Below are 26,653 nucleotides of genomic sequence, written 5' to 3'. Positions count from 1 at the left end.
ACACTGCAAGGGTTTTACCTTTGTAGTGTTTTTTTAAAATGGAAGGTATTATCAGAGGTATGATTTTTTAAACTTCACCTTTTAGGGAGAATCAAATAAAAACTCCTCCTTCAAATAGATTAGTTCTTTACTACGTCAGAAAATCTTCCAAATAAAATTCTAATTCTGTGATTTTCATATTTTTCGTCCTTTTTTTAAAAATACAAAAAAACCAGCGAATCAAATAATTCGTTGGCTTTGTTGATATTAGTTTATAGGCTTTGAAGTACAGATCAAGTTAATATTTCAGAAGTTGGTTGGTTTGTACATCCCGTCAAACCGTGATTCCTAACCCTTTCAGCTAGCCATGTTCTCCATGCGAATTTTATCTGCGATCATCGCGATGAATTCACTATTAGTAGGTTTAGATTTTAAGTGATGGACAGTATATCCAAACATTTTAGAAATAGTTTCATAGTTACCTCTGTTCCATGCTACTTCAATCGCATGGCGAATAGCGCGTTCTACACGTGAAGGTGTTGTTTGGAATTTCTTTGCTATCTCAGGATATAAAACTTTCGTAATTGATCCAAGCAGCTCAATATCTGAATACACCATTTGAATTGCTTCTCGGAGATAGGAATATCCTTTAATATGCGCGGGAACACCCATTTCTTTAATAACATTTGTAATGGTATTATCAATCATTCGCTTGTTTTGTAAAGCTTCTTTTTCCGGGTTTGACTTAACTGGCGCTTCCTGCATGGATCCCTGTCTTCCAGCGACTTGAATAATCTGTGTTACAAGACGGTCAAATTCAAAAGGCTTTAGCATAAAATAAGAGGCACCTAAGTCCACTGCTTGTTTCATCACATCTTCCTGGCCAAAAGCAGTTAGCATAATAACCTGTAATCCCTTTAGCTTATCATTTTTTTGGAGTGAGTCTAATACAGCAATTCCATCAAGGTGTGGCATGATTATATCTAACAATAAAACGTCTGGTTTAATATTTTCTAACATTTCCAAACATAATTTCCCATTATACGCGGTACCAATAACCTCAATTTCAGGGTGTTGTTCAAAATATGAATCCATTGTCCGTATTAGATCTTTGTTATCATCGACTATTGCTACTTTTATTTTCTCCATTAAAATTCATCCACCTTTTGTAAGTTTTTACATAATTACTATTCGCTAATTTTTCCCTACTTCCTTTATTAATTTTCAAAATGATTCTTTCCTATTACGATTCCGAGGTATTATGACAAATTGTAAATCTTTTTTTCTCATTTGTCGAATTATAGTTATTTACATTTTAAGCTTTTATACAAGAAAAGCGCAAGCGCCTATTTCTGCCCCGACAGGCAAATGGGAAAAAGCGAGGAGGCAGTCCCTCAGCCACCACAAACGCTCTTGTTTGCGACAAGCTTGCGCAGAAGCACCTTTTATCCATTTGACCCCGAGGGGCAAGGCTGCTTGCGCTAGACAAAATAGAAAAGCGCAAGCCGCCTATGTTTTTTTATCCATAGGTTTTCAGAATTTATTTTATAATTTGCTAAGCAATTACAAAAGGCTACACCCAAATGGATGTAGCCTTCATAAAATCATGGATTTTTCTTCATCATCTCTGTTATAGCTAAAGCAGCCCCGTTTTTTGGTTTATCCACGTACATATGAGTAACAACTCCAATTATTTTGTCAGCTTGAAGAATTGGGCTTCCACTCATGCCTTGAAGAATACCACCAGTCCTTTTAATGAGCTGGGAATCAGTTACCGTAAACTGAAATAGATGTCCTTCCACAGATGAGATATTTATTGTAAAGTCCTGCACTTTCTCACCATCGATTGATGTTCGCATAATTGCTTTACCTGTCGTTATTTCTTCTTTTTCTGCAACTGACATTTGTTGCATCGGTATATTTGCTAATGCTTTGTTTTCTAGCTTGCCAAAAACCCCATAAACATTATTTTCATTTACTCCCCCTATAGGTGGAGTGTTGTTTTCATGCGAAGTAATCTTATACCCAGGTTTTCCTGGAATACTTTTTTTGATTTGTTGAATGGAAGACAAATAAATAGAGCCTTCTGAAAATTTTGGAGTAACGCCAGAAGAATGGTCTACTATTTGATGCCCAAGTGCACCAAATTCATTTGTTTCTGGGTCATAATAAGTGAGCGTTCCTATTCCTTCAGTTGCATCTCGCAAGAAAGGGAATAATTTCATCATTTGATCTGGCGTAATATCTTTCGTATACATTTTTTTATCTCGCTCATACTGGATAATAATTTGTTTCTTATTTTTTAATTGCCTTTTTAAATCATCAATGTTAGATACCGTTTGGTCATTTATTTGATGAATTGCATCACCAGATTTTAGCCAATAGTCATCTTCTAACAACACATCGTGATTAAGAAACACAGATCCATACTGGAGGTCGATCTGAATAGATTGCCCAAGTGGAACAACTGTTATTTTTGAAGCGAATGCAGTGGTGCTTAGAAAGAACAAAGTAAAGAAAAGTATTGGCAAAAGCGACCAAATTCGATAGCTTTTTTTCATATTTCACCTCCCATACATCTTACTATGTCCTTTGCTGTGAACTCTATGTGAGGTAAATAATTGATAAAAAAAGAAGACCCAAAAGTTACAGGTCTTCAGGAGTTTCTTAATATTTTTTTACGTTCATTTGCAATTTTTAATAATTCTTTGGAGTGTTTTAATGTGGTCGTAGTTATTTCGGTACCTGACATCATTCGGCTCAATTCCTCAGCTCGTTTATTGTCTGTTATTTCCTCCAATAATGTATATGTTCTGTTTCCAGTCACTTCTTTTCGGATTAACAAATGCTGATCTGCCATTGCTGCAACCTGAGAAAGATGAGAAATGCACAAAACCTGAGAATTCGTAGCAATGCCAGCTATTTTCTCCGCTATGGCCTGAGCAACACGTCCGCTAACTCCTGTATCTACTTCATCGAAAATGATGGAAGTAATCCCTTGATGTTTTGAAAAAATGCTTTTTAGGGCCAACATCATACGAGAAAGTTCTCCTCCGGACGCTATTTTCGTTAATGCTTTTAATGGCTCTCCCACATTTGTAGAAATGTAAAATGACAAGTCATCTAAGCCATCTTCATTATACGTTTGGTTAGACTGCTCGTGAAACATAACTGAAAAAGTAGCTTTTTCCATATATAACTCTTTAAGCTGCTCCATAATTGCTTTACTTAACTTTTCAGCAGCAATTTTACGTTTTACGGTCAGTTCATTTGCTTCTAGCTGGAGATCAATTTCAATTTGCTTGATTTTTTCACCCATTTTTTGAATCTGTTCATCTCGATTGACTAATTGGCTTAGGCTATGCTGAATTTGATCTTTGTATTCTAAAATTTCTTCAATGGATGAGCCATATTTTCTCTTTAACGTTTGAATAGTTGCAAGTCTCTCTTCCACCTCAAGCAGCTGATTGCTATCATATTCCATCTCATCCAGCTCATTTTTAAGCTGGTGGGCGGCATCCTGTAATATATAAAAAGCAGAAGATACGCTTTCGCTTAACTCCTTCATATTATCATCCACATCGGCAATATCCATTAAATCAGACATTGCAGTTCCTATATAATCTAATCCTTTAGATTCTCCTAAAATAGCTTCATAGGAATTACTCATCTTGTCGAACACCTTATGAAAGTTTAATAATTTCTTTTTTTCATTTTGGAGCAATTCCTCTTCTCCACTTTTCAACTGTGCTTCTGCTATTTCCTCTACTTGAAAAGTGTACAAATCTATTTTGTGCGCTATTTGTTGTTCGTTTTCCGTTAATGTCGCAAGTTCTTTTTTCCATTTTTTATATTTATGGAACAATTCTTTATAATTTTCTTTTACTACCTTTAAGTCTTCGCCAGCAAACTGGTCTAGTAAATGAATATGAGCTTTGTCGTCCATAAGTTCTTGGCTTTCATGTTGGCCATGAATATCTATTAAACTAGCACCAATCTCTCTTAGAATGCCTATAGTAACTAATTTTCCATTAACTCTACAGACACTTTTTCCAGAATCATTTAAATCTCTACGGAGAATAATAGTTTCGTCGTCGACATCTATACCAACGTCAAACATTTTCTTAAAAACACTATGTTGTGGATCTGTTATGATGAATAATCCTTCCAGTTCAGCTTTCCGTGCTCCATGTCGAATAAATTCCTGTGAGCCTCTACCTCCACAGAGTAAATGAACTGCATCTATAATAATGGATTTACCAGCACCAGTCTCACCAGTTAATACAGTTAGTCCTTCGTCGAAGCCAACTGATAGCTCGTCTATAATAGCAAAGTTTTTAATGGAAAGTTCTTTTAACAAAATATCACCTCTGTTTAAAAAATCTGTATCGTTTTAGGTATTTCATTTCATTTGTATACACATTTAGATTTAACACCCTTTAAGATGGTAGCACGCAGACCTCGAATCCATGACTAGTAAGACATCACACCTACGCTCTTAAGACTTCTTACGCCACGGAAAGCGGCCGTGCTGATCAATGATTACACTTTTGATAGCTGTTCATTTTTGACAAAATAACCGGAATTACAGAATTACACATGAAGCCATTGGATATTACAGCATTTCCAGTAAACGATTTTTTAAAGTTTGACTATCTTCTTCTGTTCTACAAATGATTAAGCACGTGTCGTCACCACAAATAGTCCCCAATATCTCTTCCCAATCCAAATAATCAATCAGCGAGCCAATAGCATGAGCATTACCTGGTAAAGTTTTCATAACTAAAAAATGACTTGCTCCATCGATACTAACAAAGGCATCTGTTAATGCTCTATGCAGCTTTTGCATAGGATTAAATCGTTGGTCTGCAGGCAAACTGTACTTATAGTTACCATTTGGTAAGGGCACCTTTACTAAATGTAGTTCCTTTATATCTCTGGATACCGTAGCCTGAGTAACGTTAACCCCAGCATTTTTTAAATGATCGACTAAATCATCCTGTGTTTCAATTTCATAATTCGCTATTATATCCCTAATACGAATATGCCGTTGTCCTTTATTCATAATGAGCTCCTTGCTGTATAAATATACTGTTTTAATTATACCTTAGCATTACATTGCAAAAGTAACAAGAAAAAACGCGACTCTTGGGGAGTCGCGAATTATTTTAATAAATTATGTGCCTCATTGACAAGCTTTTCAAAGTCGAATGTATGAGGGAGAACTTCTTCAGGATTTACACTAACTAAATGGAATAGAAATTCTATATTACCTTCACCACCAGTAATAGGTGAATAAGAAACATTTTTCAATTGGAAGCCTTGGCTTTCGGCAAAATTTGCTATATCGTTGAGCACATCTATATGCACTGCCTTATCTCTCACTACACCCTTTTTACCAACTCGCTCTTTTCCAGCTTCAAACTGTGGCTTAACTAAAGCAATCACATCTCCGTTTGGAACGATGATTGTCTTTAAAGTTGGGAAGATAAGCTTAAGGGATATAAAAGAAACATCGATAGAAGCAAACGACGGTAAGCCCTCTTGGAAATCAGCAGGCGTAGAATAACGGAAATTTGTTTTTTCCATTACCGATACTCGTGGGTCCTGCCTGATTTTCCAAGCCAATTGATTACTACCTACATCTAATGCGTAAGCATGTGTCACTCCATTTTGAAGTCCACAGTCTGTGAATCCACCAGTAGAAGAACCAATATCTAACATAATTTTATCCTTAATCTCTAGATCAAACTGTTCGATTGCTTTTTCTAGCTTTAAACCACCACGGCTTACATATTTTAAAACCTGTCCCTTTACCGTTAATACAGAAGAGACCTCTATTTTTTCTCCCGGCTTATCTATTCTTTCTTCATTCTTGTAGATAAGCCCAGCCATAATAGCACGTTTAGCTTTTTCTCTCGTTTCAAACAACCCTTGTTCTACTAAGAGTATATCTACCCTCTCTTTTGGTATCTTACTCATGAGGAGATATACCTTGGGCTTTCTTTTAAAGTAGATTTTACTAAATCGATTATGCTATCGCTTGTAATATTAATTTCTTCGAGCAATTGATTAACATCTCCATGTTCAATAAACATATCAGGAATACCAATTCTTTTAACATTAGCTTGTAAATTTTGTTCGTTATAATATTCCAATACAGCACTTCCAAATCCACCTTGCAAGGCGCTTTCTTCAACTGTAATAATAGGCATATTACGCGAGTGAATATCTTTGAGCATTGCTTCATCAAGTGGTTTGATAAAACGAGCATTTACTACTTCTACAGAGATATTTAATTTACTTAGCTCGTCTGCTGCCTTTAATGCCATTGGAATAGTAGTTCCAAATGTTAGAATCACGGCTTGACTACCTTCTTTTAGTACTTCCCAAGACCCGATTGGAATAGGAGTTAGCTCTTCGTCCATTGGGACGCCAAGTCCATTACCACGAGGGTAGCGAAGGGCAATTGGGCCATCAGAATAGTCAAACGCAGTTTTTACCATATGTTGTCCTTCATTTTCATCCTTTGGCATCATGATGACCATATTAGGCATATGTCGAAGGAAGGAAATGTCAAATACGCCTTGATGCGTTTCTCCATCTGCTCCTACTAGACCTGAACGGTCAATACCAATTACGACATTTAACTTTTGACGGCAAATATCGTGTAAAACTTGATCATATGCTCGTTGAAGGAATGTAGAATAGATGACTAATAACGGTTTCATCCCTTCAGCTGCCATTCCAGCTGCCATTGTAGTGGCGTGCTGCTCTGCTATCCCTACATCGAACATTCGATCTGGGAATTCTGATGCAAACCCTTCCAATTTAGAACCAACCGGCATAGCTGGAGTAATTGCTACAATACGATTATCTTCACGAGCTAATTTTCTTGCAGTTTCGGCTACTAGTGCACTCCAAGAAGGTGCTTTAGAGGCAGACTTCACAAAGTCACCAGTCTCCATTTTATAAGGACCTGTACCATGCCAAGTACCTATTTTATCTTGTTCAGCCGGTTTGAAGCCTTTTCCTTTTTTCGTAATCACATGAATAAGGACTGGGCCCTTCATTTTTTTCGCATTTTTCAAGTTTTCTTCTAGGTCTTCAAAGCTATGCCCATCAATTGGTCCAAGGTAAGTGAAGCCTAGTTCTTCAAAAAATGCTCCAGAAACTAGTAGATACTTTAACGAATCTTTTAAGCGTTCTGCAGTACCTGCTAGTTTACCGCCAACAGCTGGAATTTTTTTCAGCAAGGATTCAATTTCATCCTTAGCCTTGTTATACGTTCCATGAGTACGTAATTTACCCAATACATTATGCAATGCTCCTACGTTTGGAGCAATCGACATCTCATTATCGTTTAGAATGACAATCATGTCTGTTTTTTCATGACCGATATGATTCAATGCTTCAAGAGCCATACCACCTGTGAGAGCCCCATCACCAATAATAGGTATCACAAAGTTTTTCTTCTTTTGAATATCACGAGCTTTTGCCATTCCCATTGCGGCAGAAAGAGAAGTAGAGCTATGCCCTGCCTCCCATACATCGTGCTCGCTTTCAATCATTTTAGGAAATCCACATAGTCCTTTAAATTGGCGTAGCGTATCGAATTGATCTGCACGGCCAGTTAAGATTTTGTGAACGTATGCCTGGTGTCCAACATCCCAAAGAAATTTATCATCTGGGCTATTAAAAGCTTTATGCAGTGCCACAGTTAATTCAACTACACCTAAGTTAGGTCCAATATGTCCACCTGTAACTGATAACTTTTCTATTAAAAACGATCGAATATCTTCACTTAAGTCCTTTAATTGTTCATTGTCTAAACGTTTTAAAAAGGATGGACTAGAAATTGAAGTTAAATCCATTGCCATCACTCACCTTCTTTTAGATTTCCTTTAATAAAGCTAGGTATAATCATATCAATATTTGCTTATAAAACAAAATTATACGCTATTTATTTTGATCTTTTTGTTATGTAGTCGGCTAATTCTACTAAAAGTCCCTTGTTTAGTGTTACAGGATGTAACGCCTCAATGGCCAAATTATACTGCTTCTGTAATTGTTCCTTAGCACCAGCCAAAGTTAAAATAGAAGGATAAGTATTTTTTTCACTCAAAATATCTTTTCCAGCAGTTTTACCTAATTGCTCAGAAGTACCTTCAACGTCTAAAATATCATCTTGAATTTGAAAAGCTAGTCCAATATGGATGGAATATTGATGGAGAGCTTTCATAATATCTTCGTTTGCATTGGCAATTATTCCGCCAGCTAAAATACTATAAGATAATAATGCTCCAGTTTTGTTCAGATGTACCTCTTCTAACTCTTCTAAAGAAAGTCTCTTACCTTCTCCAAGCATATCTAAAACTTGACCGCCTACCATACCTTCCGCTCCTGATGCCATACTTAATTCATCAATCAAGCGAACTTTTTGGCTCGGCTCCAAGTCTTTGAGTCTAGCTATAATGCCGAATGCTAGTGTTACTAAGGCATCCCCTGCAAGAATTGCTAAAGCTTCACCAAAAACCTTATGGTTAGTAGGCTTACCTCTGCGTAAATCATCATTGTCCATGCTAGGTAAGTCATCATGTATTAAAGAATAGGTATGAATCATCTCTATAGTACTGGCAACTTTTATAGCTTCTACATTTTCCACTCCAAGTTCTTGCAACACAGCAAGAGTGTATAACGGTCTAATTCTCTTACCGCCTGCTTTAAGAGAGTAAAGCATAGCTTCTTTTAATTCATGTGGAGCTGTAATGTCATTTATAATTGACTCGAGCTGGAGTTCAATATGTGGAAGGTTGGTTTCAATAAATGTTTGTAAGTTACTCATCATTTTGCCCTACCTCTTCTTTATTTTCCCCCATAAAGGAAACTAATTGTTTTTCAGCGCTTTGTAATTTATCACTGCAAAGTTTTGATAGCTCCATCCCTTTTTGGTAGAGCTCGATTGCATTTTCAAGTGGGACATCCCCTTGCTCTAGCTGACGAACAATTTGTTCTAATTGGAGCATTGCTTCATCAAATGGAATCTCTTTTTTTGCCATGTTATTTTACCCCCTCTTTACTCACTGCTTGTTGAACTATGGCATCTATTTGACCATCAGGTAAAGTGACAGCGATTGTTTCACCTTTTTGAACTTCATCTATCGACTTGATTACTTGTCCATCCTTATAAGTAATGCTATAGCCGCGATCCATGATTTTTAGAGGATTTAGAGCCTCCAAGGTTCTTAACGACCCAATAAATTGTTGACGATTTTTTTCAAAAGCCGCAATCATTACTTGGTTCAGTTGATTTGTACTAGTTACCAATTGTTTAGATTGTAATGTAATTAATCTTTGCGGTGAAAGCTGTTTAAACCGATTGTCTAACTGAGAAAAGTTGCGCACTTTGTCACCAAATAATCGATTAACCTCTCGATTTAGTTGCTGTTCCGTTCGAATATATCTCTCTATAAAGGGACGATATAATTTTTCAGGAGTTGCCATGACTGGTGATGTGATTGCTCTATCGTATCTGTTTTTTTCATCCGTCAGTCTTTTAGTAATAAAGTGAAGACTTGCAGACTGATAAGATAGAATGTTCTTCATAAGATTTTCTTTGCTTGGGACAGCCATTTCTGCAGCTGCTGTCGGTGTTGGTGCCCTTAAATCAGATACAAAGTCAGCAATAGTTGTATCTGTTTCATGTCCCACCGCACTAATGATAGGAACACTGCTTTCTGCTATTGCCCGAGCAACAATTTCCTCGTTAAATGCCCATAAGTCCTCTATGGATCCTCCACCTCTACCAACGATTAATACATCAATACTTCCTAGGGTATTAGCTTGTTTAATGGATTTTACGATAGAAGGGGCTGCTTGAGGGCCTTGAACGATACTAGGGAAAACGATAACCTCACTAATTGGGTAACGTCTTTCGAGCGTAGTCAAAATATCTCGAATCGCTGCACCTGTCTTCGATGTGACGACTCCAATTTTTTTAGGAAATGCAGGTAGTCGTTTTTTCCTATTTGGATGAAAAAGTCCTTCTTGTTCTAGCTTTTTCTTTAGCTGTTCGAAGGCTAAAAAAAGCTCACCAATACCATCTGGCTGTATAGAAGAGGCATACAACTGATATTGTCCTGCTGCCTCAAATACATTAATGTCCCCTCGAACTAGCACATTCATACCACTCTCAGGTCTGAATTTAAGGCTACGAGCGTTCATAGCAAACATAACTGAGGTCAGACGAGCAGATTCGTCTTTTAAAGTGAAATAAATGTGACCACTAGAGTGAACCTTTACATTTGAAAGTTCTCCTTTTACGTAAACATCTCGCAAATGAGTATCCGCATCAAATTTTCTTTTTATGTATTTAGTTAAGGCTTTTACAGTTAAATATGTTTGAGACATCCAATCAACTCCCAAGACTGTTGACAAGGTAAAAGCTGTTCTCTTGTAGAACAGCTTTCAGCTTATTTATCTAGTGTATTCTCTGCTGCAAGGCATGTATTTTCCATTAACATTGCAATAGTCATTGGACCTACACCACCAGGAACAGGGGTGATTTTAGAAGCAATTTCTTTAGCAGAAGCAAAGTCTACATCGCCGCATAGTTTATTGTCTTCATTACGGTGAATCCCAACATCTATTACAACCGCACCTTCTTTTAAGTGACTAGCATTGATCATTTTCGGCTGACCAGTTGCTACTACTAAAATATCTGCTTGTTTTGTAAAGCTATGTAAGTCTTTTGTTTTCGAGTGGCAGTAGGTTACTGTAGCGTTCTTTTGTAAAAGGAGCTGACCCATTGGTTTGCCAACGATGTTACTTCTCCCAATAACTACAGCGTGTTTCCCTTCTAATGCTATATCGCTATATTCTAAAAGTTTCATTACACCAAAGGGCGTACAGGATAAGAAAGTAGGTTGCCCAATGAGCATCTTACCGACATTTACTGGATGAAAACCATCTACATCTTTTAATGGAGATATAGCTGCAATTACTCTATCCTCATTTATTTGCTTTGGTAGTGGTAATTGAACTAGAATACCGTGTATCTTATCATCGTCGTTTAGCTTGTTAACGTGAGTTAATAGTTCTTCTTCGGATATATTTTCTTCTAGTTCTATCATAACAGAATACATACCGAGTCTTTCGCACGTTCGTGTTTTACTATTCACATAGGTTTGAGAAGCTGGATCACTTCCAACTAATACAACCGCTAATCCTGGGGTAATACCCTTTGATTTTAGATGTTCCACACGTTCTTTCACTTTTTCAGTTACTTTTCCAGCTATTTCTTTCCCATTAATAAGATTATCTGCCACTATAAACGCCCCTTAATGTCGAAATTTATTGATCTGTATATTTAGATAAAACTCCATTTACAAATCGGCTAGATTTTTCATCGCCATAGATTTTACATATTTCCAATGCTTCATTTATAACTACTTTTGCTGGTGCTTCGTTTGCATATAGTAGTTCATAAACTGCGATTCGCAGAACTGTTCTTTCGATTTTAGGTAATCTGGAAAGAGACCAGTTTTCTAGCTTGTCTGTCAAAGAGGTATCAATTTCATCTTTATGCTCAATTGTCCCTTTCACTAAATCAGTTAAAAAAGGGTCATTTTCTTCTGTAACATGCCCTATCGCTTCTTGTATTGTTATCTCATGATTGTCTAGCTGAAATAGTGCTTGTAATGCTAGCTCTCTTGCTTGTCTACGTTTCATTATTAGTTCTCCTTTAAATGTAGCTATCTTACCCATAATATCATATTTTTTTGTAGAGTGCTTATTAGAAAGTAGAAAATAAGAAAAAGAGCCCCAACTGGAGCTCTTTTCTCATGATTCAACCGTTTCAAATTGTACGCCTGTAATATGAACGTTTACTTCGGTTGGAACTAAGCTAGTCATATTTTCAATAGCCTGGCGAATTTGAGACTGCACTTCTCTTGCTACATTAGGAACGGATATACCGTATTTCACAAGGCAATATACATCAATATACAGACCGTCATTTGTGATTTCAGTCTTTATGCCCTTACCATGCACTTTTTTTCCTAAGCGCTCTACTACGCCTGCTGCAAAGTTACCACGTGTACCCGCGATACCTTCTACTTCAGTTGTAGCAATTCCAGCAATTACCGTTATAACCTCTGGAGCAATTTCAATTGTCCCTAGGTTTTCTTTGCCATCAGGAGTCATTTGAACAAATTTTTGTTCGGTTGTTTCTGTCATATGGATCACTCCTTTTATGAATTCATCACATCGTATCTCTCTAAAAACTTAGTATCGAAATCTCCAGAGACAAATACCTCATGATTCATGAGCTTTTCATGGAAGCCAATAGTGGTATCGACACCTTCAATGGCGAATTCACTAAGTGCACGTTTCATCTTAGCAATCGCCTCTTCTCTTGTCTCACCAAAAGTAATAAGTTTAGCCACCATAGAATCATAAAATGGAGGAATTGTATAACCAGGATATACTGCTGAATCTACTCGAACTCCAAGTCCGCCTGGTGGTAAATAGAATTCAACAAGTCCCGGAGAAGGCATGAAGTTTTTATCTGGGTTTTCCGCATTAATACGACATTCTATTGCCCATCCATTAAGTTTAATATCTTTTTGCTCAAATGGCAATTTTTCTCCGGCTGCAACTTTTAACATTTGTTTAATTAAGTCAATACCAGTAATCATCTCTGTCACTGGATGCTCAACTTGAATACGAGTATTCATCTCCATAAAGTAGAACTTTTGGTTAATATGATCAAAAATAAATTCTACTGTTCCAGCACTTTCATAGCCAACTGCTAGTGCTGCCTTTACTGCCGCAGCGCCCATTTCGGCACGCATAGCTTCTGATAAAGCTGGTGATGGAGCTTCTTCCACTAGCTTTTGCATACGTCTTTGGATGGAGCAATCTCTTTCACCCAAATGTACTGCATTACCATGAGAGTCAGCTAATACTTGAATTTCTACATGACGAAATACTTCAATATATTTTTCGAGATAAACGCCAGGATTACCAAATGCTGCAGCAGCTTCTTTTTGGGTAACTTTTATCCCTTTGATTAAATCAGCTTCGTCTTTTGCTACGCGGATACCTTTACCACCACCGCCAGCAGTTGCTTTGATGATAACCGGATATCCTATTTCATTTGCTACCTTAAGTGCATCCTCTTCCGTTTTAACGATACCCTTTGAACCAGGAACTGTAGGAACTCCAGCTTTTTGCATAGTTTCCTTTGCTACATCCTTTATACCCATGCTTTTGATCGCCTGTGATGTAGGACCGATAAACTTAATATCACATTCCTCACATAGCTCAGCGAATTCAGCATTTTCCGCTAGAAAACCATAGCCAGGATGTATCCCTTCACAGCCCGTTAGCTTGGCAACGCTGATAATATTTGAAAAGTTTAAATAGGAATCTTTCGATAATCTAGGCCCTATACAATAAGCTTCATCTGCCAGTTGCACATGTAAAGCCTCTCGATCCGCTTCAGAATATACAGCAACAGTTTCAATATTTAGCTCCTTGCATGCTCTAATAATACGAACAGCTATTTCACCACGATTGGCAATTAACACTTTTTTCATGATGCTTACCCCTTTCCTTATTTAATTCATATTTTTAAGCTTTAACTAAGAATAGAGGTTGACCGTATTCTACTAATTGACCGTCTTTAACTAGAATTTCAACGATTTCTCCAGTTACTTCTGCTTCAATTTCATTGAATAGTTTCATCGCTTCTACTATACAAACAATTGAATCTGCAGTAACCTTGCTGCCGACCTCAACGTATGCAGGAGAATCTGGTGATGAAGATTGATAGAATGTCCCAACCATTGGAGAAGTAATTTTATGTAAAGAGCTATTTCCCTCTTCAACTGGAGCTTGTTTTGTTACAGAGCTTTCTACAGCCGCTGCTTTTGGAGATTCCTGTACAGCTGGTGTCTGAACTTCTTGTACTTTAGGAAGTTCTCCAACCGAAGAGCTTTCTATCGTTTGAACAGTAGATTTATGAGAGTTTTTATCCCCTCTTTTAATTTTAATTTTTGTACCCTCTGTTTCGTATGAAAATTCATCTAGTGTAGATTGATCGATCAGTTTAATAATTTCTCTGATTTCTTGGATTTTCAATTATCCCATCTCCTTTTAGTTGCATTTTAATACTTCCTTATTCATTTTAGTCGTTTTTAAGGTAATTGAAAATAGAAACGTGCAAATGTTCTTAACTTTTAGGGAATAAAAATCTTATATAATCCAATAATTGTATTTTATGCAGTAGCTTTAAGATAGTAAAATGTTCCACTTTTTTATCATTTTATTTCAAAATAAGCTTTGTTAAAGTGAATGTTTGATTTTGACTAACAATTATTTTTATTGTGACTGTAAACATAAAAAAAGAATATTCAGTGGCTATTTAGAACATAAATAGATGATGAAATTTAAGTTAGTTACAGTTTTTTCAGCTTTGTTTATGCGAGTAAATCAATTAGCACTTTATCGATGCTAAAGCTGTTCCCATTTATTGATTGCAGCGCCTGCCGGCGACTCCGCTGGAGGAGGGAGACAGATAAGACATCACAACCACGCGCGTCAGCGATGGGTGGTGGCTTATCGCTCCCCCCGCGGAAAGCGTCCGGTTGGGGCGAAAAATCAATTCTACTCTCTGATTTAGGATTTCTTTGCATTAAAAAAGTACTATTCACATACAACAATTCCGCGTTATAACTAATTGAAAACAAAAGAAAAAGTGCCCTTTAAAGGCACTTTTGTTATAGTCCGTCAAATTTCACTTCAACATTGTATGCTTGAGGGTATTCTCGCTTAACTGCGTATATAATAGCATCAGCCTTTTTTGAAGATTGTTCATTTGAAACTACATCGATCAGCACTTTGTTTTGGTCAATACGAACAAGTGCATCGTCATATCCTAATGATTTTATAATTAGCTCCAACATCGCTTCTGTAGAGTTTATCTTTACTAATTGTTCAATTTCGTTGTATGCTTCATTTTTTTCTTCTGGAGAGAAATCATTTGAAGCGACCTTAGATTCTAATTGCTCATGTAACTGTGAACGTTTTTCCTGCACTTCCATACGTAATTCTTCATATTGATTACTGTGAGAAACAAACGATTCTTCATTCGTTGAAGATGTTTCTACCAATTTCACATCATCAACTGAGTCATTAGAAAATAGGGCTATTCCATCAAAAGGGGATGGCTTTTCTGTTGCATAATACACCGTCACTACTGCCACTAAGCTTAGTAAAGTTAAAAACCATACGGATCTTTTTTTAATGTTCATATCATTTATCCTCCAATTCCATTTCTTCTATTACTATTCGATGTGGAGATATTTGCAATACAGATGAAAGGGTTTTAATAAGATTGTTTTTTATACGTTTATCGCTCGCTCCTTCCGCAACTACCAGTATTCCAATCAGTTCTTCTTTTTCCATCTTGCTGTCACTTGTCCATTGGAAAAATGATAAATCACTTTCCGTTTTATTTTCAGCTCGTTCTGCGTAATGAAAGTAAATAGATACTTTTCCAACCCCATGGATTTTTTCCAATATAGCGGAAAGCTCATCTTTTGTGTGAACCTCTGGTGGGCTAGTGTTTTTATTTACATCATCCGTCAGTCCGAAAATCTCTGAAAATAAGAGACTAATAACCAAAACCGCTAAACTTATTACTACAAAACGAAAAGTGGGTTTTTTTTTTAATGAGATAGTGTTCACCCTTCTTTTCATATTGGATAACATACTTTATGCAGGACAATCTATTTATATGAAGAAAAAGGAGATAATCCATGAGATTATAGAAAGTTTTATAAGAAAGCCCGTCTTCTCCTTGTCCAAATGCTCAATTAGAATAGATAGAATCTCTCCGATTATGACAATCATTAAAATCCCATATAGCAATGTAGAGAAGTTAAACATTATCCCTTCACACCTATCAATAATTTGGCGAAAAGCATGATTAATATCACTGTAAAGAAAAAGGCAAAGGCTATTAATACGGAAATGATAGAAAGTACAAATAGCGTTTTTCCAATATCGTCTAATAGTCCACTAATTTGTCCATCTACAAAAGGCTCAAGAATAGCACTTAGAAATCGGTAGAGAAAAGCAATCAGGATCGTTTGAATAGTTGGAATAGAAATAAGAACTAGAATTGATATCAAAACAGAATTCCCAGTGACAGCAGCAGCAGTAGATGAGTAGCTTTTCATCGTACTAATACTCTCTGTAAGCAAGGAACCGACAAAGGGAATATTATTGGAGATTAATCTCTTTACAGTTTCGTTTACAGCACCACTTACTGACCAGGTTACTACACCGTTTACGGTTATAAACAGACTATATAATACGAGAATAATCGAGGTAGCCCCAACTAAAGTCATTCGTATTAGGTCAGACATTCGAGAAAAAGATATAGAAGGTTGAATTCTAGTCATAAGATCAAATATAAAGGCTGACAATAAGGCTGGAATCATAATCTTGTCTGCCACAATACTAGTAAAAGAGGCAAAGAGCATTACAACTGGATTCCATAAAGTAATAAGAAAAGCGCCACCCGACAGTGCTATTCCAGCAGTTAATACTGGATATACTCCTATAAACACATTAACGAGTTCACCTGTTACTACTTGAATCATCTTTACTGAGCGAAAAGCTGGCTCTAAGCAATAAAAACAAATAATAAGAATAAACAATAACTTAAATAATCGCTTGCTACTGGGAATAAGCCATTCTAAACACATAAATACAAAACCGAACAGGAGAATATAAACAAACGTTTGCAGTACTTCTTTCGCGGGTTGCAAGATTGTTGCAATTAATTCTTCCATTACTGCTCATTCCTTCAAGAGAGTAGTCCCATAAATGAAAAAAATTTTTGATAAAATGGTTCCATATGCTGAATCCATACAACAAGTAATATTGCCTTGGTCGTAATTGTTATTAGTGAGGCCAAACTAGTATATTCATAGTCTTCAAGCAGCTCTTCTATTATTTGTGAGATAAATAAAAGGATTACTGAAAATAATAGCAATTTCACAATAGGTAGAATGGCGACCGGTACGTTTGAAATATACTGGTTTATAAAAGGAATAATGACCGAAGTGGAGAGGTAAGTTAAAAAAAGGAAAATATAAATAGTATAAATTAGGGAATGAAATTTGGGGTAGGTTTCTTTAACTAACTGCAACAAGCAAAATGCAACAATGATAGTAATATAGACAATCATTTGTTAACTCGTCATAACAAGCCATTCTAAAAATGAGGAAATTTCATAAAAGAACAGCCTAAGCAAACGTAGTAACTCAATAGTCATGTAAATATAACCCACAAAAAACAAGAAGAATGCAAACTCTTTTTTTCCAGTCGATTCAAAAAATAAGTGAAGAATTGCTATCAATAAGCCTATACCCGCAACTCGAAGTACATCGTGAAGTTCCACAATGCCTCCCCCTTCCCTATTACGTACTATATGTTGGACAGGTGGAGAATATGAACATACTGTTTGAAATTTACAAGTCCTTGACCGGCTATTTTCACTAGACTGATCTAAATCATTAAACGGAGGTGTTTAGTGAGTTTCAACACATTTTTTTCTGGTTAATGATTACTCTAGTTATTTAGGATTGCAGAATTCGATCTCCTGTCATTTTCGATTTTTCCTTGTATGCCCATAAAAAAAAGACATCAAGAGGTTTCCCCTCTTGATGTCTTTTAAAAAGTCTCTTAAGCTCTTGAAACGTATGAACCTTCATCTGTATTAATAATTAGTTTGTCACCAACATTAATAAATAGAGGTACTGTTACAACTAAACCAGTTTCTAATTTAGCAGTTTTAGATCCACCACCAGAAGTATCTCCTTTGATTCCTGGCTCCGTTTCAATAACTTCTAGCTCTACCGATTTAGGTAATTCTACTCCAAGTGTTTCTCCTTGGTATTGAATTACTTGTAATTCCATGTTTTCACGTAGGAATTTCAACTCATATTCGATTTGGTTTTCATTAAGCTCTAATTGCTCGTATGAATCCGTATCCATGAATACATGTTGATCTCCACTTGCATAAAGATATTGCATTTTTTTGTTATCAATTTGTGCTTTTTCTACTTTTTCACCAGCACGGAATGTTTTTTCGTTCACAGAGCCGTTACGTAAGTTTCTAAGTTTTGAACGAACAAACGCTGCTCCTTTACCAGGCTTTACGTGTTGAAAATCAAGAACACGGTAAAGAACGCCATCTACTAAAATTGTTAAACCTGTTTTAAAATCATTTACTGAAATCATTTATTTCCCTCCAAATTACGATAATATAAGTAGCTCTTTCGTCGAATGTGTTAACTTCTCTAATCCATTCTCCGTAACTAGTGCGTCATCCTCTATACGCACCCCACCGATGTTCGGTAGATAAATTCCCGGTTCAATTGTTATAACCATTCCTGGTTCTAAAACAATGTCTGATCGGAAGGATAAACCAGGTCCTTCATGTACCTCAAGACCAATACCATGACCAAGTGAATGACCAAATGCCTCACCATATCCTTTTGACGCAATATAGTCTCGTGCAATAGCATCCGCTTCTTTACCTGTCATTCCTGGTTGAACCTTTTCAAGAGCTAATAATTGAGCATCTAAAACTACTTGATAAATTTCTTTTAGTTTTTCACTCGGCTCTCCTACTGCAAGTGTACGAGTCGTATCAGAAATATACCCGTTGTAAAGTGCTCCGAAATCTAATGTTACAAAATCGCCAACTTCAATTACTTTATCTGTTGCTACACCATGCGGCAATGCAGAACGCGTACCTGAAGCTACTATTGTATCAAAAGAGGAGGAGGTAGCGCCACGTTTACGCATAAAGAATTCTAGTTCGTTCGAGACTTGAAGTTCTGTCATGCCGGGTTTTATGTAAGTCACGATATGCTCATATGCCTCATCTGCAATACGACAAGCTGCCTTTATTATACTAATCTCTTCGTCCGTCTTTATCAAGCGAATTTTTTCTACTACACCTGATAGAGGTACTAAATCTGCTGAAACAGCTTGCTTGTATAATTCATATACACCGTATGTTACGTCATCTTTTTCAAACCCAAGTGATTTAATACCCATTTCGTTTACTTGGTGGGAAATTTCCTCGATCAACGTTTTAGCATGTTGAACTATACGGAAATCCTTTATTTGACTAGCAGCTTGTTCTGTATATCTGAAGTCTGTAATAAAAACTGCATCATTTTTGGAAACTATTGCTACACCCGCTGTCCCAGTGAATCCGGTGATATATCGACGGCTGTAATCATTTGTTATCAATAATGCGTCAACGCCTCTTTCTTCTAATGCTAAACGCAGCTTTTCTAATTTCATCAATTTCCCTCTCCCCATTTTCAAAATAAACACTATAGTCTATTTTATCATAGTAAAGAGGGGTGGTAAATTTTCATTTTGCGATGGGCTGATCCTTTGAATGAAAAATAGCTGACTCCATTAGAAAACGCATTCCAATAACTACAATACAAATAAATGGTATGGACAGTTTCTTCATCGTTTTAAGCATTGTTCCAGCATCGCTAATTAACCACTCTACAACAAATGCGAGAAGTATCCCAAAAATAAGGCTAGATATAGCAACGGGTACTTTAGAAGTTAAAAGACTTATATAATAAATCACTATACTAATAACCCAAATAACTAGAAATAAAACCAGCCAGCGTAAGTATACATTCGTATCTTCAAACATCTCAAAGGATTTTGAAAAACCTACTGGATTCCATTTAACAAAACTGAATAAGTGTAAAAATTTAAGTAACGCAGTAATTCCAATAGCCGCCGCCAAACTGGTCAATACCGATAAGCTTTTCATTTCTGCTCTCCTCCTTTTAAAGACAGTTTGTACCTTTTCTTGTTTTACTAAACAAATAGCTAGAACATTTCTTCAAAAGAGGTTACATAAAATTAAACGTCATGAAAGCGCGTCATCGATTGAAAAAAAAGAAACGGGTAGAAGGCTCTCGTCCAAAAAAAACATCTCGGAGATTTGTTATAAGAAATATAGTGTCGCTGGTTAAGAAAGCCTAAGATGTGGATAATATACTCAATGAACTGCCCTCTATATGCTATCTTCCGGTTTCCAATTATTTAGGTTTTTTTGAAATATTAAAACCCCTTTGGATAAAATAATCCAAAGGGGTGTAATTTTATTTGAAATTGTACAATCTTAATTCAAATCCATATCAAATGCTCTCTATAAAATTTACAGTCCACATTTCAACTGGGCATTACAATTTGTACAAGTGTTGCATCCGCCCATTTCCTCTACAGTTCCTTTACGGCAGACAGGACAGGTATTACCAACCTCTGAACCGATTGTAACGTTAGTAGAACGTATATCTTGAATCGTATCAATCAATACTATTGGACGTTTTTCCATCACTTTTTCTTCCTTCACCGTATCATCATTTACAGTGTTTTCTTCCGCCTTAAGCGTAAGAACTTGCGAGTCACGGCTTCCATCTACATATACTGTTCCGCCTTTTGCTCCACCATTATATAGACGTTCGTAAACACCTTCTACTTGTTCTACTGTATATCCTCTAGGAGCATTTACAGTCTTCGAAATAGAGCTATCAATCCAACGTTGAATAATACATTGTACGTCTGCATGGGCTTCTGGTGGCAATTCCATTGCAGTAACAAACCAATTAGGTAATTCATCTTCTTTAGTATCTGGATTTGCATCTAAGTATTCTTGTACAATATCCGCTTTTACCTCGATGAATTTACCTAAACGACCACTACGGTAATACGTAAATGAATAATAAGGTTCTAAACCAGTAGAAACTCCAACCATAGTACCCGTGGATCCAGTAGGTGCAACAGTTAATAAGTGAGAATTGCGAATACCTTTTTCAAGTACTGCTTCACGAATCTCCTGTGGCATTGTTTGCATAAATCCAGTTTCCGTAAATGCCTTACGAAGTCTGTTCGTTTCCTCTTCTGTTTCTCCAGTCAAGAACGGGAAGCTACCTCTTTCGTTTGCTAGGTCTGCAGATGTTTCGTAAGCAGCTATTGCAATCGTCTTGAAGATTTCATCAACAAGAAGATTTCCTTCCTCAGAGCCGTATTCTTTTTGGCAATAGATTAAAAGGTCAGCTAATCCCATGACACCTAGACCTACACGTCTTTCACCAAGTGCTTGAACTTTATTTTCCTCTAAGAAATAAGGCGTAGCATCGATTACGTTATCTTGCATACGAACTCCCACACGAACAGTTTCTTTTAATGCTTCAAAATCAACTGTTTTTGTATCTTTGTTAGCAAACTGAGCTAGGTTGACTGCTGCAAGGTTACAAACGGAATACGGAGCAAGTGGCTGCTCTCCACATGGATTTGTTGCAACAACCTTTTGACCATATGCAGTTGCATTTGTTTTTTCGTTAGCATTATCGATAAAGAATACGCCTGGCTCAGCAGAATAAGTTGCACAAATATTGATTAAGTTCCACAATTCTTTCGCTTTCACTGTGCGATAGGTACGAACCTTGTAGCCCATACGCTCCCACTCACGAACATCACCAATTTTGTGCCAATTTTCGTTATAAAAAGCCATCTCTTCTTCTGTATAAGTTTCTGTTGCAGGGAAGCGAAGAGCGAAGTCTTCATCTTTTTCTACAGCTTTCATGAAATCCTCAGTTAAAGTTACAGAAATATTCGCTCCTGTTAAAAACTCCGGATTGTGAACAGAAAAAGTTCCGCCATCTCTTAGTTTCGTTTGAGCGTCGCGTATGATTTCATCGCTAAAACCACCTAAGCCAGGGATGTGTTGATAGTTTACAATTCCTTGATACATTGCTTCTTCTTGTGCAGTTAGCGGCTTAAACTTAAGCTTGTCCTTTGCAAGTTGTTTGATTGTTTCATCACTTGTGTTCTCAATCAAGAAGCGAAGGATACGTGGGTTTTGCATTTTAGAAATGATAAACTCTGCGATGTCCGGATGCCAATCTGCAAGCATAATCATTTGCGCACCGCGTCTTGAACCGCCTTGTTCCACTAGGTGTGTCAGTTTAGCAATGTCATCTAACCAAGAAACAGACCCTGAAGACTTACCATTAACTCCTCGAGCTAAAGTATTACGAGGACGTAATGTAGATCCGTTTGTTCCAACTCCACCGCCACGACTCATGATCTCCATCACTTGTTTTCGATGATCACTGATGCCTTCACGTGAGTCAGCAACAAAAGGCATAACGTAACAATTAAAGTAAGTTACATCTGTACCTGTACCTGCTCCATATAGAACTCGTCCAGCAGGGATAAATTTTAGTGATACTAATTGCTGATAGAACTTTTCGAACCATTCTGTTCTTTTTTCTTCTGTCACTTCAACAGAAGCAAGTCCAGTCGCATTTCGCTTAGCAATTTGCTCATAGAAAACCTCCAAAGGTTTTTCAATAACACTTAAAGGACGGCGTACAATTCCTGATTTAACTTTAGTACTATCATCGATTGCACTACGATAATCTTCTTCGATCAAAACTTCTGCCGTTTTATCTTCCTGGTTAATGGAAACAATATAACCAAGACCTCGTGCAGGAAATTTAGGGTCTTCTTTCACCGTTAAAACGACAAAATCCCCTACTTTTAGTGTTTTCTTTTCGGTATCCTTGAATGAATATCGATCAATCATCACCAAACGTGACACACCTTTGTGTGTTAGATTCATATCTTCTGTTATTGGATGTACTTGAGGAAATAATTCGATATCGTGATTTAATTCTTTTACATTTAATTTTATTTGAGATTCATTTGTAGTAGTTACCAATTCTTTTCCTCCTTTCTACAACTCGTATTGACACAAGATGTAGTAGTTTCATTTATCATACGGCACTACATATAGAGGTGTAAAGCAATTTAGTTGTTCAAATTAATTTTTAAGTATTAATTCCTATACCTCATATTCTCCATATGTCTTTCATACTTTTATTTTTTAAAATTCCAGGCGTCATTATCATAACGCCGTCTTTCCAGCATTTTCACGTATTCATTTTGTTCATTATTTAAATGAAATGGTACCAATTCAATGTTTAAGGCTTCAGAAAATCCCTTTTTAAAAGCATCCTTACATATGTCTATTGGTATCGATTTTTGTAATAATTTGTTTATAGCAACAGCTTTTTGATTAATACTATTTTTCACTTTTTCCCGGACTTCATCGGAAGAAAATTTAAAGGTTTGCACAAGTTTTTCATCATCTAAGTCTAAAAGAATTGCACCATGCTGAAGTATAACACCTTTTTGTCTAGTTTGAGCACTTCCAGCTACTTTCCTGCCTTCTACTACGAGCTCATACCAGCTTGGTGTGTCAAAGCAAACAGCAGTTTTCGGACTTTTTAAGGCTTGCAGTTTATCTGGAGTATTAGGAATAGAAAAATATGCCTCTAATCCCAGACTTTGAAATCCCTTTAATAGCCCTTCACTGATCACTCGATAAGCTTCAGTCACTGTTGCTGGCATATCAGGATAGTTTTCCGAAACAATCACGCTATATGTAAGTTCATGCTCATGAAGAACTCCTCGTCCTCCCGTCGGTCTGCGGACAAATCCTAAACCGAGTCTTCTAACTGCTTCCATATCTATCTCTTTTTCTACCGATTGAAAATAACCAATCGATAGAGTTGCTGGATTCCATTCATAGAATCGAATCACTGGTGGAATCAACCCTTCACTATGCCAATCTAAAAGGGCCTCGTCAAGCGCCATATTATAGGACGGGGCGCACGGACCTGAATCAATAAAATACCATTTTGTCTTTTTCAAACTTTCTCCCCCCTAACAACGCTATTCATTTTACCAAAATGATTGAATTGTATCTAGCAAATCTTTTATAATAGATAATGGAAGTATAGAAAGGGGAAAGACCGTGTTAGAGACTCTTTATATTATTATAGCAATATTGGTCGTATTATTAGTTTATGCAGGAATTTCAGCATACCGACTAAAGAAAACAGTTACAAACCTTACGCAGGAGCAATTCATCGAGGGCTATCGTAAAGCTCAATTAATCGATGTACGCGAGCCTAAAGAATTTGATGGTGGCCATATCCTTGGAGCAAGAAATATTCCTTCCTCCCAGTTAAGACAACGCCACAAAGAAATTCGCCCAGACAAACCAGTATATCTGTATTGTCAAAATGGTGCAAGAAGTGGACGTGCAGCTATGTTCTTAAAGAAAAAAGGGCATACCCAACTTAACCAGTTACAAGGCGGCTTTAAGGGCTGGACCGGCAAAATCAAATCTAAATAGTATAACATAAGGTTCTTCTTAACAAGAGGAACCTTTTTTGTTTAGAGCTTACACTAAGGGGGCATGAACTACTATGAAAGTAATATTTTCCCACGAAGAACAATTTCGGGAGATTCATCCAAGTTATGAGGATTTCGCTATTCTGACAAGGCGAATCACTAATGTTTTAAATGAAGAACAGGCAGGCAGCTGGCAATTAGTCAACATTGACAATCAATTTAATCAGTTAGATACTAATTTAATTGAAATGATGGAGCATCAATTGATTCCTTATAAAATTTTAGCAAATATTTACGAAGCTAAGCCTTTAAGTAAAATAACAAGCAAATCCCTACTTTCTATGGAAAATCAACTGGGAATGGTTAGTACATTTGAGAATACACTCATAATGTTTCCGGATTATCAGGTGGCAGTAACTATGGCATTTAACTATTCTCAAGGTAACTCTTGGCCGGATTACTTTTTCTTTTCCACCTCCCCTCAAGCCGCCCTTTTCTTTTTAGAGGAGATCAATGAAAAGCTTCGCGAGCTTCTAATGCAGTCAGTCACCTATTTAGTTGACACGGAGCAAGGGGTTCAGCGAAGAAAATATAGTGAGCAAGCAGTCGTTCCTCGAGAAGAGGTTCTACTAGAGAATAAAATCAAACAAGATATTTTTCGATCCATCGATGAATTTTTTAAAGAGGACGGTTTGTTTTTTAAGGAATATGGTCTTCCTTATAAAAGAGGTATATTACTATATGGTTCCCCTGGAAACGGGAAAACGACACTAGTAAAATCGATTACCGGCTCTACGAAAGCTCCTGTCGTCTATTGGCAAATCACTGAGTTCACAGGAAGTCACTCCATCCAAGAGGTTTTTGGAATTGTTTCTAGATTAGCCCCAGCTATTCTGGTGATTGAGGATATTGACTCAATGCCCGAGTATACAAGATCTGTCTTTTTAAACACATTAGACGGAACACAATCTAGAGAGGGTCTATTTATCATTGGAACAACTAACTACCCACAGAAGATTGATCCAGCATTAATTAACCGTGCCGGAAGATTCGATCGTGCATATGAGATTCCTTCACCACCCCAACAAGTGAGAGAAAATTATTTACGTAAGCTTGATATAAAGAAGATTCTTCTTGACCACGTCTTAGTAGATATAGCTAAACGATCAAAAGGCTTATCCATTTCTCAACTAAACGAGCTGTACATGTCCATTGCACTTAACTGGCATTATGATGGCAAGCTGGAATACGAAACACGGATCGACGAGCTGATTAAACAAAATAAACGAACCATAAAAAATGACTGGGAAGAAGACAATCATTCTATTGGTTTTTAAAAAAGTAAAACACTCCCCACAATAAAAAGGGAGTGTTATATTTTTTTAGATAACATTTAAGGTAAAAAGCATACGACAATTAAATTTTAACTTCAATAAATATTGAGTTTCTTCTATATATTAGAAGAATTTTGCGTTCATAAGAATTCTGAATAGTAGTTGGGATGCAAAAAAGCATGCTAACAGCATTCTTCTTACAAGACTACGTAATTTCTGGTTAAAGAAGTTCTATTATTAGTTCAGCATTTCGGAATTACTTTAGTGTTCAGAAGTAGTCCTGCACCTTCTAACCAGTTTTCTAATATATCATTAAAAAAATCTGGAGCAGCTATTGGAATACCATGACCAATACCAGTGATCGTAATTCCCTGAGCTCTGTCTTGTTTGCTTAAAAGGTCAATTGCTGAGCTTTTCATCACTTTTCTTTCTTTCTCGCCTACTGTTATTAAAAGGTCTGCTTTTACGTCAGCATAGGAATCTGGTACTTGAAAAGACATATTCTCTTCTAGAACCATTGTTAATGTATCTAAAGACATTCGATTGCTATCTTTAAAGTACTTTTCAAAAAGGTTTGGACCAATATACAATTGTTTAGCTTGTAGCTTGGAAAAGAATCTATATTTTATCAAAGGATATGTTAACTTTATAGTAGGTTTAACCATTTCCTTTCCAAATGGTACTTTTCTTACGAGAGCACTGTTAATCATTGCATAATCGATTAAATCGAGAGACTGACTAAGCATCTGAATAGCAATTTGAGCACCAAGTGAAAATCCCACGACTATTATCTTTTTATCTTCTTTTTTTCCTCAAGTAAGTGTATAAGCTGAAATGCGCAATCTTTAATAGAGACAAAATAAGTCTCCCTACTACGACCATGGAGGGCACTGAAAAACTTACGTTTTTATAATAATTTTGTTTTTGAAAATTAAAAAAGGGTACTTTTTGTTCAAACTGAACAGAAAATACCCTTTTTCATTGCCTTATTCTTGCTCTCATTCGTTAAG

General features: G+C 36.6%; 26 protein-coding genes. 2 read left to right on the top strand and 24 right to left on the bottom strand.

Annotation, left to right across the window (positions count from 1 at the left end):
• Window positions 1-336: 336 nt before the first annotated feature.
• From spo0A to M3627_RS17965, 23 genes are all read right to left on the bottom strand, one after another.
• Entirely contained in the window at window positions 337-1,128 is a 792-nt protein-coding gene (gene spo0A / locus M3627_RS18075; protein ID WP_169358145.1) for a sporulation transcription factor Spo0A, read from the bottom strand.
• A gap of 455 nt (window positions 1,129-1,583) precedes the next feature.
• Window positions 1,584-2,540 carry a SpoIVB peptidase S55 domain-containing protein gene (locus M3627_RS18070; protein WP_169358144.1) on the bottom strand — a complete coding sequence of 319 codons (957 nt, stop codon included), beginning with the start codon at window positions 2,538-2,540 and terminating at the stop codon, window positions 1,584-1,586.
• A gap of 95 nt (window positions 2,541-2,635) precedes the next feature.
• Window positions 2,636-4,339: a DNA repair protein RecN gene (gene recN / locus M3627_RS18065; protein WP_169358143.1), complete on the bottom strand. Its 1,704-nt coding sequence runs from the start codon at window positions 4,337-4,339 to the stop codon at window positions 2,636-2,638.
• 255 nt (window positions 4,340-4,594) lie between these two features.
• Window positions 4,595-5,044: a transcriptional regulator AhrC/ArgR gene (gene ahrC, locus M3627_RS18060; RefSeq protein ID WP_169358142.1), complete on the bottom strand. Its 450-nt coding sequence runs from the start codon at window positions 5,042-5,044 to the stop codon at window positions 4,595-4,597.
• 98 nt (window positions 5,045-5,142) lie between these two features.
• Complete coding sequence (locus M3627_RS18055; RefSeq protein WP_169358141.1) at window positions 5,143-5,961, bottom strand: TlyA family RNA methyltransferase; 819 nt, start codon at window positions 5,959-5,961, stop codon at window positions 5,143-5,145.
• Complete coding sequence (dxs, locus tag M3627_RS18050; protein ID WP_251556901.1) at window positions 5,958-7,853, bottom strand: 1-deoxy-D-xylulose-5-phosphate synthase; 1,896 nt, start codon at window positions 7,851-7,853, stop codon at window positions 5,958-5,960. Before dxs ends, M3627_RS18055 begins: the two co-directional genes overlap by 4 nt.
• 89 nt (window positions 7,854-7,942) lie before the next feature.
• Window positions 7,943-8,827 carry a polyprenyl synthetase family protein gene (locus M3627_RS18045; protein WP_251556899.1) on the bottom strand — a complete coding sequence of 295 codons (885 nt, stop codon included), beginning with the start codon at window positions 8,825-8,827 and terminating at the stop codon, window positions 7,943-7,945.
• Entirely contained in the window at window positions 8,817-9,038 is a 222-nt protein-coding gene (gene xseB, locus M3627_RS18040; protein ID WP_169358139.1) for an exodeoxyribonuclease VII small subunit, read from the bottom strand. Before xseB ends, M3627_RS18045 begins: the two co-directional genes overlap by 11 nt.
• Window position 9,039: 1 nt before the next feature.
• Window positions 9,040-10,389 carry an exodeoxyribonuclease VII large subunit gene (gene xseA / locus M3627_RS18035; protein ID WP_251556897.1) on the bottom strand — a complete coding sequence of 450 codons (1,350 nt, stop codon included), beginning with the start codon at window positions 10,387-10,389 and terminating at the stop codon, window positions 9,040-9,042.
• A 62-nt stretch (window positions 10,390-10,451) separates the two neighbouring features.
• Entirely contained in the window at window positions 10,452-11,306 is an 855-nt protein-coding gene (folD, locus tag M3627_RS18030) for a bifunctional methylenetetrahydrofolate dehydrogenase/methenyltetrahydrofolate cyclohydrolase FolD (RefSeq protein WP_251556895.1), read from the bottom strand.
• 25 nt (window positions 11,307-11,331) lie between these two features.
• Window positions 11,332-11,709, bottom strand: coding sequence for a transcription antitermination factor NusB (gene nusB, locus M3627_RS18025; protein WP_169358136.1), 378 nt, complete (start codon window positions 11,707-11,709; stop codon window positions 11,332-11,334).
• A 111-nt stretch (window positions 11,710-11,820) separates the two neighbouring features.
• A complete protein-coding gene (locus tag M3627_RS18020) occupies window positions 11,821-12,216 on the bottom strand; it encodes an Asp23/Gls24 family envelope stress response protein (RefSeq protein WP_169358135.1) in 396 nt (131 codons plus the stop codon).
• Window positions 12,217-12,230: 14 nt separating this feature from the next.
• Window positions 12,231-13,583, bottom strand: coding sequence for an acetyl-CoA carboxylase biotin carboxylase subunit (gene accC, locus M3627_RS18015; RefSeq protein ID WP_169358315.1), 1,353 nt, complete (start codon window positions 13,581-13,583; stop codon window positions 12,231-12,233).
• Window positions 13,584-13,614: 31 nt separating this feature from the next.
• Entirely contained in the window at window positions 13,615-14,124 is a 510-nt protein-coding gene (gene accB / locus M3627_RS18010) for an acetyl-CoA carboxylase biotin carboxyl carrier protein (protein ID WP_251556893.1), read from the bottom strand.
• A 638-nt stretch (window positions 14,125-14,762) separates the two neighbouring features.
• A complete protein-coding gene (locus M3627_RS18005) occupies window positions 14,763-15,296 on the bottom strand; it encodes a SpoIIIAH-like family protein (protein WP_169358133.1) in 534 nt (177 codons plus the stop codon).
• 1 nt (window position 15,297) lies between these two features.
• On the bottom strand, window positions 15,298-15,669 hold the full coding sequence (locus M3627_RS18000; RefSeq protein ID WP_251556891.1) for a hypothetical protein: 372 nt from the start codon (window positions 15,667-15,669) through the stop codon (window positions 15,298-15,300).
• 263 nt (window positions 15,670-15,932) lie between these two features.
• Window positions 15,933-16,844 (bottom strand): stage III sporulation protein AE, encoded by a 912-nt coding sequence (locus M3627_RS17995; protein WP_169358131.1) that lies wholly within the window; start codon window positions 16,842-16,844, stop codon window positions 15,933-15,935.
• 401 nt (window positions 16,845-17,245) lie between these two features.
• Window positions 17,246-17,455 (bottom strand): SpoIIIAC/SpoIIIAD family protein, encoded by a 210-nt coding sequence (locus tag M3627_RS17990; RefSeq protein WP_144536004.1) that lies wholly within the window; start codon window positions 17,453-17,455, stop codon window positions 17,246-17,248.
• Between the two features lie 284 nt (window positions 17,456-17,739).
• Window positions 17,740-18,297 carry an elongation factor P gene (efp, locus tag M3627_RS17985; protein WP_169358130.1) on the bottom strand — a complete coding sequence of 186 codons (558 nt, stop codon included), beginning with the start codon at window positions 18,295-18,297 and terminating at the stop codon, window positions 17,740-17,742.
• 15 nt (window positions 18,298-18,312) lie between these two features.
• Window positions 18,313-19,377: a M24 family metallopeptidase gene (locus tag M3627_RS17980; RefSeq protein WP_277347060.1), complete on the bottom strand. Its 1,065-nt coding sequence runs from the start codon at window positions 19,375-19,377 to the stop codon at window positions 18,313-18,315.
• 70 nt (window positions 19,378-19,447) lie between these two features.
• On the bottom strand, window positions 19,448-19,870 hold the full coding sequence (locus M3627_RS17975; RefSeq protein ID WP_169358129.1) for a DNA helicase: 423 nt from the start codon (window positions 19,868-19,870) through the stop codon (window positions 19,448-19,450).
• Window positions 19,871-20,260: 390 nt separating this feature from the next.
• Window positions 20,261-22,828, bottom strand: coding sequence for a vitamin B12-dependent ribonucleotide reductase (locus M3627_RS17970; RefSeq protein WP_251556890.1), 2,568 nt, complete (start codon window positions 22,826-22,828; stop codon window positions 20,261-20,263).
• 158 nt (window positions 22,829-22,986) lie between these two features.
• On the bottom strand, window positions 22,987-23,823 hold the full coding sequence (locus M3627_RS17965; RefSeq protein ID WP_251556889.1) for a lipoate--protein ligase family protein: 837 nt from the start codon (window positions 23,821-23,823) through the stop codon (window positions 22,987-22,989).
• A gap of 103 nt (window positions 23,824-23,926) precedes the next feature.
• Between M3627_RS17965 and M3627_RS17960 the strand changes: the two genes are divergently transcribed.
• Complete coding sequence (locus tag M3627_RS17960; protein ID WP_169358126.1) at window positions 23,927-24,310, top strand: rhodanese-like domain-containing protein; 384 nt, start codon at window positions 23,927-23,929, stop codon at window positions 24,308-24,310.
• Window positions 24,311-24,383: 73 nt separating this feature from the next.
• Complete coding sequence (locus M3627_RS17955; RefSeq protein ID WP_251556888.1) at window positions 24,384-25,646, top strand: ATP-binding protein; 1,263 nt, start codon at window positions 24,384-24,386, stop codon at window positions 25,644-25,646.
• A 239-nt stretch (window positions 25,647-25,885) separates the two neighbouring features.
• Here the strand turns inward: M3627_RS17955 and M3627_RS17950 are convergent, their stop codons facing one another.
• Window positions 25,886-26,425: an alpha/beta fold hydrolase gene (locus M3627_RS17950; protein WP_251556887.1), complete on the bottom strand. Its 540-nt coding sequence runs from the start codon at window positions 26,423-26,425 to the stop codon at window positions 25,886-25,888.
• Window positions 26,426-26,653 lie beyond the last annotated feature (228 nt).

This window comes from Psychrobacillus sp. MER TA 171 (assembly GCF_023713305.1).
GTDB lineage: Bacteria > Bacillota > Bacilli > Bacillales_A > Planococcaceae > Psychrobacillus.
Note: the sequence above shows the minus strand (reverse complement) of the source record. Positions and strands in the feature narration are given on the sequence as shown.

Coding starts and splice junctions, on each gene's coding strand:
- efp (WP_169358130.1), bottom strand. CDS start 18,297: ATGATTTCAGTAAATGATTTTAAAACAGGTTTAACAATTTTAGTAGAT.
- M3627_RS17995 (WP_169358131.1), bottom strand. CDS start 16,844: ATGGAAGAATTAATTGCAACAATCTTGCAACCCGCGAAAGAAGTACTG.
- M3627_RS17955 (WP_251556888.1), top strand. CDS start 24,384: ATGAAAGTAATATTTTCCCACGAAGAACAATTTCGGGAGATTCATCCA.
- xseA (WP_251556897.1), bottom strand. CDS start 10,389: ATGTCTCAAACATATTTAACTGTAAAAGCCTTAACTAAATACATAAAA.
- nusB (WP_169358136.1), bottom strand. CDS start 11,709: ATGAAACGTAGACAAGCAAGAGAGCTAGCATTACAAGCACTATTTCAG.
- M3627_RS18020 (WP_169358135.1), bottom strand. CDS start 12,216: ATGACAGAAACAACCGAACAAAAATTTGTTCAAATGACTCCTGATGGC.
- xseB (WP_169358139.1), bottom strand. CDS start 9,038: ATGGCAAAAAAAGAGATTCCATTTGATGAAGCAATGCTCCAATTAGAA.
- M3627_RS18005 (WP_169358133.1), bottom strand. CDS start 15,296: ATGAACATTAAAAAAAGATCCGTATGGTTTTTAACTTTACTAAGCTTA.
- M3627_RS18045 (WP_251556899.1), bottom strand. CDS start 8,827: ATGATGAGTAACTTACAAACATTTATTGAAACCAACCTTCCACATATT.
- ahrC (WP_169358142.1), bottom strand. CDS start 5,044: ATGAATAAAGGACAACGGCATATTCGTATTAGGGATATAATAGCGAAT.
- spo0A (WP_169358145.1), bottom strand. CDS start 1,128: ATGGAGAAAATAAAAGTAGCAATAGTCGATGATAACAAAGATCTAATA.
- M3627_RS17975 (WP_169358129.1), bottom strand. CDS start 19,870: ATGAAAAGCTTATCGGTATTGACCAGTTTGGCGGCGGCTATTGGAATT.
- M3627_RS18055 (WP_169358141.1), bottom strand. CDS start 5,961: ATGAGTAAGATACCAAAAGAGAGGGTAGATATACTCTTAGTAGAACAA.
- M3627_RS18070 (WP_169358144.1), bottom strand. CDS start 2,540: ATGAAAAAAAGCTATCGAATTTGGTCGCTTTTGCCAATACTTTTCTTT.
- dxs (WP_251556901.1), bottom strand. CDS start 7,853: ATGGATTTAACTTCAATTTCTAGTCCATCCTTTTTAAAACGTTTAGAC.